12 protein-coding genes are annotated in these 13003 nt (G+C 35.8%); all 12 read left to right on the top strand.

Features of this window, described 5'->3' with window-relative positions:
• Positions 1 to 135 precede the first annotated feature (135 nt).
• Positions 136 to 927 carry a capsular polysaccharide synthesis protein gene (locus B5G10_RS08755; RefSeq protein ID WP_343285890.1) on the top strand — a complete coding sequence of 264 codons (792 nt, stop codon included), beginning with the start codon at positions 136 to 138 and terminating at the stop codon, positions 925 to 927.
• A gap of 40 nt (positions 928 to 967) precedes the next feature.
• The gene (locus B5G10_RS08750) at positions 968 to 2116 is read left to right on the top strand and encodes a glycosyltransferase (RefSeq protein ID WP_158098804.1); all 1149 of its coding nucleotides are present in this window, start codon (positions 968 to 970) and stop codon (positions 2114 to 2116) included.
• A gap of 30 nt (positions 2117 to 2146) precedes the next feature.
• Positions 2147 to 3295, top strand: coding sequence for a UDP-N-acetylglucosamine 2-epimerase (non-hydrolyzing) (gene wecB, locus B5G10_RS08745; RefSeq protein WP_087424356.1), 1149 nt, complete (start codon positions 2147 to 2149; stop codon positions 3293 to 3295).
• Positions 3296 to 3297: 2 nt separating this feature from the next.
• Positions 3298 to 4233: a glycosyltransferase family 2 protein gene (locus B5G10_RS08740; RefSeq protein ID WP_158098803.1), complete on the top strand. Its 936-nt coding sequence runs from the start codon at positions 3298 to 3300 to the stop codon at positions 4231 to 4233.
• Positions 4234 to 4430: 197 nt separating this feature from the next.
• Positions 4431 to 5675 (top strand): glycosyltransferase, encoded by a 1245-nt coding sequence (locus tag B5G10_RS08735; RefSeq protein WP_087424354.1) that lies wholly within the window; start codon positions 4431 to 4433, stop codon positions 5673 to 5675.
• Positions 5672 to 6799 carry a glycosyltransferase family 4 protein gene (locus B5G10_RS08730; protein ID WP_087424353.1) on the top strand — a complete coding sequence of 376 codons (1128 nt, stop codon included), beginning with the start codon at positions 5672 to 5674 and terminating at the stop codon, positions 6797 to 6799. Before B5G10_RS08735 ends, B5G10_RS08730 begins: the two co-directional genes overlap by 4 nt.
• A 2-nt stretch (positions 6800 to 6801) precedes the next feature.
• The gene (locus tag B5G10_RS08725; protein ID WP_087424352.1) at positions 6802 to 8082 is read left to right on the top strand and encodes an O-antigen ligase family protein; all 1281 of its coding nucleotides are present in this window, start codon (positions 6802 to 6804) and stop codon (positions 8080 to 8082) included.
• A 4-nt stretch (positions 8083 to 8086) separates the two neighbouring features.
• Positions 8087 to 9094 carry a glycosyltransferase gene (locus tag B5G10_RS08720; RefSeq protein WP_087424351.1) on the top strand — a complete coding sequence of 336 codons (1008 nt, stop codon included), beginning with the start codon at positions 8087 to 8089 and terminating at the stop codon, positions 9092 to 9094.
• Positions 9087 to 10184: a glycosyltransferase family 4 protein gene (locus B5G10_RS08715; RefSeq protein ID WP_087424350.1), complete on the top strand. Its 1098-nt coding sequence runs from the start codon at positions 9087 to 9089 to the stop codon at positions 10182 to 10184. Before B5G10_RS08720 ends, B5G10_RS08715 begins: the two co-directional genes overlap by 8 nt.
• A gap of 5 nt (positions 10185 to 10189) precedes the next feature.
• Entirely contained in the window at positions 10190 to 11347 is a 1158-nt protein-coding gene (locus B5G10_RS08710; protein WP_087424433.1) for a glycosyltransferase family 4 protein, read from the top strand.
• A 14-nt stretch (positions 11348 to 11361) separates the two neighbouring features.
• Positions 11362 to 11688 carry an acyltransferase family protein gene (locus tag B5G10_RS12855; RefSeq protein WP_241147744.1) on the top strand — a complete coding sequence of 109 codons (327 nt, stop codon included), beginning with the start codon at positions 11362 to 11364 and terminating at the stop codon, positions 11686 to 11688.
• 632 nt (positions 11689 to 12320) lie between these two features.
• Entirely contained in the window at positions 12321 to 12662 is a 342-nt protein-coding gene (locus B5G10_RS08700) for an acyltransferase family protein (RefSeq protein WP_087424349.1), read from the top strand.
• Positions 12663 to 13003 lie beyond the last annotated feature (341 nt).

Raw genomic sequence — 13003 nt, 5'->3', positions numbered from 1 at the left:
TTGTCTGATGGAGTCGTTGTTGGGGCAAATACTGTTGTTTCAAAAAAATAACAAATTCAAATATAGTATTGGCAGATAATCTTTCAGTAATAAAAAAGATATTTCTTGGGGCTGATTTTATTAACATGATATAAAATTATAGACAATATAATAATCACCATAAATAGTTCTAAAATGATTCCAAAAATTATTCATTATTGTTGGTTCTCGGGGGAAGAGAAACCAATCTTTATACAAAAATGCATCAAAAGTTGGCATAAGATTTTGCCTGAATATAAAGTGATATGTTGGGATTCGAATAGCTTTGATTTTGACTGTATCCCTTATGTAAGGGAGGCCTTTAAACAGAGAAAATGGGCTTTTGTTTCTGATTATATTCGATTTTATGCATTGTATAAATATGGAGGAATATATTTAGATTCAGATGTCGAGGTTAAAAAAAAACTGGATTCACTTTTGGATGCTAATTTTTTTTGTGGAACGGAAGCGTTTTATGATAAAAATGGAGAATTAGTTGGAATAAATCCTGATCCAGCTCAATTTGGAAGTTGTATAGGAAATCCAATACTAAAAGATTGTTTAGATTATTATGAAAAGACGGATTTTGTTGTCCCAGCAGAAGGCATTACAAATATTGTAGGATCTCCGACTGTTTTGGGCCGTGTTTTAGCACAGTATGGTTATATATATAAGGATGAATATCAAAAATTTGGGAACAATATTGTTGTTTATCCGAATAGTGTTTTATCCAATATGTATACATATACTCATACTCATTTTCGAGTAATGCCATATACTATTCATCATTTAGCAAATTCTTGGATGTCTGATAAAGAGAGAGGTGTATTTTTTAGATTATGTAGAGATTATAATATGATGAAACTTTATCATTGGGTAGAACGTAAAATCAAAGGTCCTATTAAGTGAATATAGTAATATCCATAGATCTCTATAGATGAGTTACATTATGAATATATTATTTGCATATCCTACAGAATTGAACCCTCAAAAAGGTGGTGTTGAGAGAGTTACAGATGTATTAGCCAAGGCCCTTTTACAGAAAGGATATACTATCTTTTATCTGAATTGGGAACGACTATTTGATGATTATAAATACCCCGTTCCTATTATTGATTTGCCATCTTCCGATCTTGAAAATTCTATAAATATGGAATTTTATAATAAATTTTTGGATGCAAATGATATAAAAGTGGTTATTAATCAGAATGGATTATATGGAGGAACCTATTTTTTATCACAAATCAGGGATCCCAATGTTAAAATTATTTCGGTCCTACATAGTGACCCTTTAGGACAATATAAACATCTTTTTGCTGATTTGATGACTTTAAGAGAGCCTTCTACTAAGGAGAAGCTGAAAAGAATAGCTCGTTTCTTTTTATATGGAAGGGTAAAAAGAATTATTAGGCGTTCATTAAAAAGGCATTATGAATTTATACAGGAGCATCCGCAGTATCTGTGTCTTTTGTCGGATTCATTTAAAGAACCATTGAAACGATGGTGTAAATTACCGGATAATTATTTTGTAACAATTCCCAATCCTAATACGTATGAGAATATAGAGCGTATTCCTTTAAAAGAGCCAATAGTTTTATTTGTGGGTAGATTGCATACTTCTAAGAAAATAGATTGGTTAATAGATATTTGGTCAAAGGTAGTGAGAGAGTATGACCAATGGAAATTGATTATTGTGGGAGATGGCCCAGAAAAAGAACGGTTGATGGATAAGGCAAAGAGGGTCTTAAATATTGAGTTTGTAGGGCGTCAAGATCCTCGGCCATATTATGAGAAGGCCTCGATTTTTTGTTTGGCCTCTCTTTTTGAGGGTTTCCCCATGAGTTTAACCGAAGCTATGCAATTTGGCTGTGTTCCTATAGTATTTGATAGTTTCTCTGCGTCTCATGATATTATAAAATCAGGTGAAACGGGGGAATTGGTGAAAGCTTTTGATAAAAAAGAGTATATTAAGCAATTGAAGCATTTAATGTCGGATGGAGTGTATAGAGCAATTCTATCGAAAAATGCATTCCAATATGTAAAGCAATATGATATTTCGAATATTTTACCGAAGTGGATTGATTTGATAGAACGATAATTTAAGGGGGGGTATAAGATAAAAATAGATATGAAAACAATATTATTAATATTTGGGACACGTCCGGAAGCCATTAAGATGGCTCCTTTGGTAAAAAAATTTCAGCAATACCCGAACGATTTTAGGACTGTTGTATGTGTGACCGGTCAGCATAGGGAGATGTTGGACCAGGTTTTACAGATTTTTGATATTAAGCCCGACTATGATTTGAATATTATGAAGCAAGGGCAGGATCTGTATGATGTGACAGCTCGGGTATTGGTCGGGTTAAGAGACGTATTACGGGTTGTAAAGCCTGATGTAGTACTGGTTCATGGAGATACAACTACATCTATGGCTGCAGCATTAGCGGCATTTTATCAACAAATACCAGTTGGACATGTTGAGGCTGGTTTGCGCACGCACAACATATATAGTCCATGGCCCGAAGAGATTAATCGTCAATTGACTGGACGTATCGCTACCTATCATTTTGCACCGACCCTTTTAAGTCGTGAGAATCTGTTACATGAAGGGGTAGATGAGAATCATATATTTGTGACGGGAAATACGGTTATTGATGCTCTTTATTGGGTTGTGGATAGAATAAAAAATAACGACGAGTTGGATCGGACATTGAATAATGAGCTTTTGCAAAACGGATATGACGTAGCCCGTTTATCGCAAGGCAAGAAGATGGTATTGATTACGGGGCATCGTCGTGAGAATTTCGGGGATGGATTTACCCAAATTTGTCGGGCCATAAAGACATTGGTAGAAACCTATCCTGATGTAGATTTTGTTTATCCCATGCACCTAAATCCTAATGTGCGGAGGCCTATTCATGAAGCATTTGATGGGAAGCAGTATGAGAATATGTTTTTTATTGAGCCTCTTGAATACTTGTCGTTCGTATATTTAATGGAAAAATCAGCAATCGTTTTGACCGATAGCGGAGGTATTCAAGAAGAGGCCCCAGGATTAGGTAAGCCTGTCTTGGTTATGCGCGATACGACAGAACGTCCTGAAGCTTTAGAGGCAGGGACTGTTAAACTGGTTGGAACAGACTATGATAAGATAGTGAAAGAGGTTTCACAGCTGATAGAGGATGCTCAATACTATCAAACTATGAGTGAAGCTGTGAATCCTTATGGTGACGGAAAAGCCTGCGAAAGTATAATTAGATGTCTAAAATATTGATTATGATAAAGTTAAGTATTATTATCGTTTCGTACAATACTGCATCACTATTAAAAGATTGTATATCTTCTATCCTATTATCCTCATTTTCATTTGATTATGAAATAATTGTAGTTGATAATCATTCTACTGATAATACATTAGAGATGTTAAAATCGTTCCCAAGCATTAAGATTATATCTAATACAAAGAATTTACTATTTGCACAAGCAAATAATTTGGGCGCTTCTATTGCAAAAGGAAAATATTTGTTATTATTGAATAGTGATACTCTTATTTGGGGTGATAATATAGATAAACTAGTAAAATATTTTGATACTGTAGATGATTCTGTTATTTGTATCGGACCTAAGATCTTAAATGAAGATAGAAGTGTCCAATCTGAAGGAAATTTGGGAATGACTCATTGGGATATGATAGTAAAGCATTTTAAAGTGGGCCAAATATTTCCTAAATTTGTTATTAAAGGTGTATTACCTCCAGGGACATATAGATTTAATAAAAATACTCCACATGCTGTAGCTTGGGTTTCTGGTGCATGTATGTTGATTAGAGCTGATTTGTATTCTAGTGTAGGAGGCTTAAATGAAAAGTTGGAGTTTTATGGAGAAGAACCCGAATTCGGTTTTAGGACATCTAATTTAGGATATAGGACATTATATTATCCGTATTCTGAAATTATTCATTTAGGTGGTAAAAGTACGCCTCAAAGTTTTAGGGAGAAAGAAATGTCACTTCGGAGATACACTATTTTGGTAGAACAAACAGTTGGTTATTCGTATGCCATATGGACGTCTCGAATTACGAGATTTTCATATTTCTTAAAATACTTAATGACATTTAAAAGCTCAATAAGGCTACTTATTCGGTATGAGACAGATGTGATTAAATATATTAAATTGAAACTAAAAAATAGTCCTGAAAAAGATCATTTATGAGTTTTATATAATATATAATAATTGTTATTTAATAGATTTTGGTATCTACTTATAAAAACAATTTTGTATTTACGTATAAAAAGTATATAAATTAGTTCCAAATATTTCTTCCCTATTGGGAAATTAATTGGCTTGATAATGAAGGTTGAAGATGGGGAAGAAGGCAAGAATAAGATTTTAATATTAGAATAAATGATATGAGAATTTTGTTTATAACAGTTGGTTTTGCCCCATATACCTTTTCCGAAAGTTTATGTAATAGTAAATTGGTATTGGCAATGATGGAATGTGGTTGGTCTGTTGATGTTATTTCTCGGATGGATGATGGACGGAATTATTCAACAGAATGGACGGAACCTTGGTTGCCATTAAAAGAAGTTACTCATGTAGTTGAATATAAGATTGGAAATAAAATAGCACGCACAATTGATGTAATAAAGTCTGCCATTAAAATGGATGGCTTCGTTATTGAAGGAATTCGATGGGCTGCACATGCATATGATTTAGCCTGTCAATTATGTAAAGAGAAAGAGTATGATGTTATAATAACAAGATCTCCTAGTGATATACCTCATATAGTAGGTTATAAATTATCACGAAAGACTGGAATAAAGTGGATTTCGAATTGGAATGATCCTGCTGTAACTATTTGGCCAGAACCATATACACACCATCTCTCCAATAGGAAATTGAGACTTTTACAACAATATGAAAGATTATGTTTGTCCAATGCTGATGCGATAACATATCCATCAGAGACATTAGGGGTTATTTTTAAAAAGGAATATCCTTTTTTGAGGGATAAACTATGTATGGAGATTCCTCATATTGCCTTGGTTAATGGCATATTGAAACTTAAAAGTTATAAAAAGCAAGATATTTTTTCATTATGTCATTCTGGAAATTTGTCAATAGAAAGGAATCCTGAAAATACATTTAGGGCTATTCGGGAGTTGATAGATGAATACAATATTCGTATGAGATTTGATATTATGGGGTATGCGAATGAGTTTACGCAACAGTTGATAATAAAATATCAGTTAGAGGATACTGTTCATTTCATTGGAGCATATCCATACATTAAAGCTATAGATCTGCTTCAAAACTATGATGTATTAGTTCTTATAGAAGCTATATTAGCATATGGCGTATTTTTCCCCAGCAAATTAGTTGATTATGTACAGGTTGGTAGGCCTATTATTGCCGTTTCGCCTGTTAATGGCTACGTATCAACAATGTTGAATACGTATGGAGGGGGAATTGCTGTTGATAATACTCAATACAAAGATATAAAACGAGCATTGAAGAATATGTATGATAAATGGAGTCAGGGTATTCTTTGTGATGCATATAATTCTGCGTTATTAAGAGATTGTTATTCTTCGAATTCTGTTATAGATAAGTATAACTTGTTATTTCACAAATTGAATCTGATTAAATGACAATTCTTGTTTGCATACCTTGTTTATTGACTGGAGGAACCGAGATTCAGACGTTGAATCTCGTTGAGGCGCTTGTGGCTGGAGGTCATCGGGTGGTGACCGTATGCTATTTTGAGTATAACGAGGATATGGTCTCTCGGTTTTGTCGGTCGGGTAGTGAGGTGGTCTGTCTTAGTTCGATGGGTGAACGGATTGGTGGTTGGCGAGGAATTTTGTTCCTTTACAAAGGTCTGCGGAAAGCATTGAAACAATATACGCCCGATGTGGCTCATGTGCAATATATGGCACCTGGGGCTATTCCTATTTTGCTTTTGCGATTGTTGGGACTTCGGCAAATTATTGCTACGGCACATACGGCAGCCGATATATATCCCAATTTGCGGTTGGTCCATTTTATTCAGCGACATTGTGTGAGAGCATTTACTTGCATTACCGAATTGGCCGAGCAATCGTTCTTCGGTTCTTCTCAGTTGTATGGTGAGAATACTCCATTGAAACGGCGTAATCATTTTACGATTTACAACGCTCTTCCTGTTGGATTTTCGATTCGGCAGGAAGAGCGTAGCTTTAGTCGCCCGGTAACTTTGGGGGTTGTCAGTCGGCTGGAAAAAATTAAGGGAATGGATCTGGTCGTTCCGGCTTTTGCTCGGGTAAGAGCACAATATCCCGATACCCGTTTGATTGTGGTAGGTGATGGTTCGTTGCGAGAAAAAATGCGACAACAGGCACAAGGGTTAGGGTGTGCCGATGGTATTGAATGGGCCGGGCGACAGCCTCAGGAGCGACTGTCTGATTGGTACAGTCGCATGGATATTGTGCTGATGCCTTCGCGTAGTGAAGGATTTGGACTCACTGCTATCGAAGCCATGGCAAATAGTTGTGTGGTGGTGGCTTCGCGTACGGGGGGCCTGCCCGAGGTGGTACGCGATCGAGAAGTGGGTTTACTGCATGAGCCTGAATCTATCGACGATATGGCCGATAAAATAGGTCCGTTAGTGGGTGATATAACCCTTTTGCAGCACTATTCGGTGGCTGCTATGAAGTATGTGGGGCAATATGGTTTCGAACGATATTCTCAGTTATTTAATGATTTATATAAGCGGTTGATACCGAAGAATAAATAGATATGTATCTACTCAATTATCTATATTTTTTGATTATTACCTTGGTTGGGTTAAAGTTCCTGACAATGAAGCAAGGGGTGATGACCAATCCGTTGAATAGGGAGCAGAAGATGGTGATGGATGGTCCCGAAATGTTTTGGGTGTTGACCTTCTCGACTGGTTTGTTGGCTTTCTCTGCTCCTGCGGGATTAGATCTGATGGCTATTCGTTTGATGGTCTTGGAGATTTTTTGTTTGGTGGGACTATTTATTTGTAAGAGGTCACCTCAGTGGACTCCTGCCACCATATTTTACTCGATTTATATTCTTTGGTTGGTTGTGGGATTGAGCTATACTCCGGCTCCAGGATATGGATTTCGAGTTATTTTGAAGTATCTCTATCCGTTGCTGATTATGTTGTTTGCGTCGGCTGCAGTGCGTGATAAGGAGGTGTTTCTAAAAGCTGGAGTCGGGGCTCGTATGGTAGCCATTATTTCTATTGCTATAGCTTTTATTCCCTATATTGGTCGCCTTTTCCCTGGAGTATTTTGGACGGGAACCGCAAAGGCTATTAATTATATATCAATGTGTATATTCTCTTTGGCATTGTTTTATTATACAAAAGAGAAACGAAAGAATCTTTTGCTATGTATTCTGTTTATGCTGCCTTGTATTTTGTGGGTATTCCGTACCAGTATTATGGGAACGACATTGGCCTTGATGACCTTCTTTTTCTTTAAATATAAGTTGAAATCTTTGCCCGTAATATTTTCGGTATTCATCTTGTTTATTGTGGCTGTATTTACTATTCCTTCTGTGCGAGAGAAAATGTTTGTAAATAGTGAAAATGTTTCTATTGAACAATTTCGGCAAGGGGAGATCTCTAAAGATGATATAAATAGTAATGCCCGTTTTTCTATGTGGGAGCATTTGGAGAATCGTTTTTATGATGGGAAAGAGTTAACAGGTTCTGGTGTAGGTAGTGTGCAAAATTACATGTATAGTAATTTTGTATTTGGGGGGTTGAAAGTGCCACATAACGATTATGTTCAAATATTGTGCGATAGTGGAATAATAGGTGTTGTATTGTACTTATTAGTTGTATTAACTGTTATTATACATAGTTTTATCGTATATCAGAATAATTCTGATGTAGCAATAAGAATGAGCGCTATTATAGCAGGGAGTAGTTTAGCAGGAGTGGCGCTTACAATGTATACCGATAATGTGGTAAATTATTCGATGTCCACACTTTCCTATCCATTTGGTTTTTATGGTATGATGTTAGGATTAATAAAAAAATAAAAATATGCAGCAAAAATTATATGTGTATATAGACCCTATTAATATAAAATTCCCGGGTTTCTCTATTATTGCAAAGAGAATAGTAGAGTATATACCAAATAGTGAAATTATAGATGATTTATCAAAGTGTGATAAATCTGATTATATTTTACCAATGGGTATTGTTGCTGGGTTGAATATTTTGAAGAAAGGTTATAGGTGTGATTCTATTTTTTTTGTAGATGCTTTAACTTTAGGTTTTAAAAGCACTATAAAGTTTAGTTGGAAATATAGTTCTATTTTTAAGAAATCTTGTATATTTGACATATTGCGATTAATAAAATACATACCTCTTGAGCGAAAAATTGTTCATAGGTATAAGAAAGTTATAGTTGTGTCATTTCATGATCAGGCTTATTTAGAGAAACTCTATAGAACGTCTAATTTTTATACTGTGCAGAATGGTGTTGCTCTTCCTTCGAAGGCCTGTATAAAAAATAAAAAGTTTGAGTATACTTTGGGTTTATTACATTATTGGGGATGTGGGGCTCTTGTGGAGATAGATTGGTTTGTAAAAACTTATCTTCCAAGATTAAGGATGAAATATCCACAGTTAAAGGTCGTTGCCGCCGGACGGGGTGCAGATGATTCTGTTAAAGAATATTTTGAGAAGAATCAGATTATATTTATGGGAGAAGTTGATAATTTGTGCGATTTTTTTAACTCTATTGATATATATATAACAACAGTTCGTAAAGAATGTGGTATTCTAAATAAGGTTTTGGATGCGTTTGCTCATAAGAAGATTGTATTGGGATTAGAACATAATATGTATCCTTTTTCTTCGATTAAGAATGCCTATTTAACGTACCATAATTATCAAGAATGTGAGGATGCAATAAGATATATAGCTGCTAATAGAGAAGACGTAGAACAAAAAACATTAATTGCATATAAATATGTGCAAGAGCAGCATAATTGGGAGAAAAATATGAAATTATTAGAAAAAATTATTTGTGCTGATTATGAATAAATTATTGTTTTTTGCCTCTGATTTTAGAATAGGATTGAGTGCTCTTTTGACGGATGAATTGATAGCATTTCATCAATGTGGTATTGATATATTTGCCATTGCTGGAGAAAATGAGCAGGAGTGCGGGTTAACAGAGAGAGTAAAATCAAGAAACATTCCTATTACAAGGATTAAAGGTCTTGATTGTCATGCAAATTTTAGGATGTTGGCGAATACGATCAAAGAAATTGTCGTTAAGAATAGTATCCATATTGTTCATGTACAAAATAATTGGCAATTGGCATTGGTAGCCTATGTTAAATATAAGTTGTTATTTAAACATAAAATCAGAATCATTTATACGTTGCATGGATTCCGGCATAATAGTGTATGGAAATCCTGTATAGCACAATTAGTAATAGGTTTCGCATTGTTCCTTTTTGCAGATAAAGTAATCTGTATGTGTCATTATTTAAAAAAGAAATTTCGATTGCTATCATATAAGATAGTATTAGTTCCTTTAGGAGTCCCGTTCACATTCTTTACTGAAAAGTTGCAGCCTTTGCCTCAAAATGGATTGCAAATGATTTTCCCGGCTCAATTTCGACATGGAAAGAATCAAGATGTTATTATACGGGCATTTGCGGAACATATTAAGCGGACAAAAGATGATAATTCAAAATTGATTCTTCCAGGGGCTGGTGATTTGTTGAATGTAATGAAAAAACTGGTAGAGAGTTTGGGTATTTCGGATCGAGTGGAGTTCCCGGGATTGTTGAGTAAAGAAGATATACGGCAATTGTATTTAAAAAGCAATATAGGTATTGTTTCCAGCAACAGTGAAACTTTTGGTCAAAGTATTGTAGAGCCTTTTGTATTAGGACGGTGTGTGATTTCAAGGCCTGTTGGAATTGCTAATGATATAATACGAAATGGTGTGAATGGATATATATATAATCATGAAAAAGAGTTGACAGAAATTTTTGATAATTTATATGCTCACCAAGAACTAATTTGTCAGATTGGAGAGAATAATTTTAGGGAAAGAAATCTTTTTAATTGGGAAAGAATAAGTCGGGTCTATAAAGAGAAAATTTTATCTCTTGTTTGATAGGTATGAAAATCCTATTGGTTCACAATAACTACGGGAAGTATAGTGGCGAGGAGGCTGTTGTCGATAAGATGGCGACAATGCTTTCGGCTCACGGTCATGAGGTGGCGTTTTATCGTCGAACGACCGAGGGGGTGAGAGAGTCTGCTGTCGGTAAGGTGGCCGGCTTTCTGTCGGGTATCTATTCACCTTCGGGGGTGAGGGGAATGCGAGAGGCTTTGCGCCGAGAGCGCCCTGATGTGGTGAATGTGCACAATCTCTATCCCTTTATTAGTCCGGCGGCTCTCTTTGAGTGTAAAAAGGCTGGTGTACCGGTGGTGATGACGATTCATAACTTTCGATTGATTTGTCCTACGGGCTTGTTCATGCGTAACGGGATGCCTTGTGAGACTTGCTTGGAGCGGGGGAATGAGTGGAGTTGCGTGCGATATAACTGCGAACATAGTCGATTGAAGTCGTTAGGATATGCCCTTCGCAATGTCTATGCTCGCTGGACGGGGGCGTATCGAAAGAATGTGGATGCCTTTGCCTGTATTACCGACTTTCAGCGACAGAAGTTGATTGCTGCCGGGTATGATGCACAGAAGATGCGGGTGATTCCCAATAGTGTAGATGCTCCAGAATCCTATTTGCCGACCGATGGAAATTATGTGGCTTATATTGGAAGATTAAGCTATGAAAAGGGGTATGATCTGTTGGTAGAGGTTGCGCGTCGAAATCCGGCTATTCGGTTTCGATTTGCCGGAGCCAAGCGTGAGCAGACCGGTATTGAGATTCCCGATAATGTACAGTTTATGGGGTATTTACAAAAAGAAGAGTTGGTCAATTTTATCCGTCAAGCTCGCTTTGTGGTAATGCCCAGTCGTTGTTACGAGGGTTTCCCGATGGCCATACTCGAGGCTGCTTGTTATGGTAAGCCTACAATTGGGCCGGCACATGGGGGATTTACCGAGATTATTGGTCGAGGCGATTCGGCTATTGGGCGGTTGTTCGAGCCCAATAATCTCGACGATTTGGAACAACAGATTGTTTCGTTGTGGCGTGCTCCCGATGAAATAGCCCGATTGGGGCAGATGGCTTTTGATAAGTTGCGGCGAGAGTATTCATCGGAGGTAATTTATAAGAAGTGGGATAGTTTGTTTCAAGAATTAGTAGAAAGATAATAAAATAATACAATATGATACAACAAATTAGGGAGCAAAAAACGTGCCAAATTCGAATTGTAGGACTGGATTTAATTCGTAGTTTTGCCATTCTGTTTGTGATAGCGGGACACTTTTTTGTTTTGAATACACCATTCAGGAGTACAACCTTTGGTGGCTTTTCTATGTTTATTCAAGCATTATTTAATCCATTATTTCAAACAGGTGTTCCTCTCTTTCTTTTGTTGACAGGCTATTTGAATACAAATAAGACCGTATCGAAGCAATATTACAAGGGGGGTGCAAAAACAGATTTTGATATTGACTTTGTATGTGATGACAGCTTTGCCCGATTTGTTTAACCGATATGGATTGCATTTGGTTCCTGGCTTTTGGGCATCGTGCTATCCGTTGACATTCTTCTTTGCTGGTTCGTATATTCACGAGTATAAGCCTCGGGTAGATAGTTGGAAATTGTGGTTGACAATGTTATTGTTATGTATGATTAATCCGATGTTTAATGTGCTGTTTGTTCACAATCATACACTTATTCAGATTGCTGGTGGCCCATGGGGCGTATTCGGATCGATTGTGGCGATAGTCTTTTTCTTGTTGTTCTATCAGACCGATTTCAAGTCACCGGTATTGCGTAAGAGTTTGACTAAGATTTCTCTGTTGTCGCTCGATATGTATCTCTGTTGTTATATATTCGATGCGTTGGTTTATCCCTATTTTATGGAACGCTATTTTGTCAATCAGTCGCAGTTCGGGATTTATTTCTTTATAATAGTTCCAATCCTCTTTGCTGGTTCTTTCTTGATAGCGTGGGTAAAGGATATCTTGTTTCGTTGGTTGAAGATTGCTTGAACGAGAGATATTTATAACAAATTCTTGGTTAGGTCAATAAGGCTTAAAAAAAATATCATAAATGCTTATTGATAGTGATTTATAAAATTCCTAATAGTTTATAGAAGATTTAATATGAAACTGGAATATGAAAAATTTGCAAGTCCAAGAGTCAAATAAAACAAAACGAATAGAGTATATTGATGCTTTACGAGGATTTACTATAATATTAGTTATATATGCTCATATAGTTTTTTCCAGTTATGGGGAAAATAGAGGACCTTTGGAGTCATTTAGTTTTAATGATATTTTCTTATCTTTTCGAATGCCTTTATTCTTTTTTATAAGTGGTTTTGTTTTGTTTAAAGAAAATTTATTTGAAACAATACAAAGTGTTTCTCTTTTTTTGAGAAAGAAAGCAAAGGTACAAATATTACCAACAATCTTTTTTCTTATAATTTATATTTATACAAGTACAAGCAGTCATTGAAAGTCCTTTCAAAGGAGGTTATTGGTTTACTTTGATTTTATTTGTCTATTTCTGTTTGTTCTCACTATCATATTATGGATTAAGACGCTTTCATTTAACAACTAGTAAAACTTTGATAGGAATTTCTCTGTTTGCTATTTTGATATATTATTTATCGACGAATCCAATTATCATTGGGGGGCATACTGCTAATATTCTTTCTTTGTTTCAATGTAGATATTTTCACTAGTGTCCGGAGAAAAATTCTCCGACAATGTTTTAATTATTAAACATCAATAAGTTACAAACATCAGAAAATTTTTCGATTAGAACATCAGTAACTTTGCGGTAGCCATCAAGAG

It is taken from the genome of Barnesiella sp. An55, assembly GCF_002161555.1.
GTDB classification, from domain to species: Bacteria; Bacteroidota; Bacteroidia; order Bacteroidales; family Barnesiellaceae; genus Barnesiella; species Barnesiella merdipullorum.
This window is presented reverse-complemented; position numbering and strand designations above follow the sequence as displayed.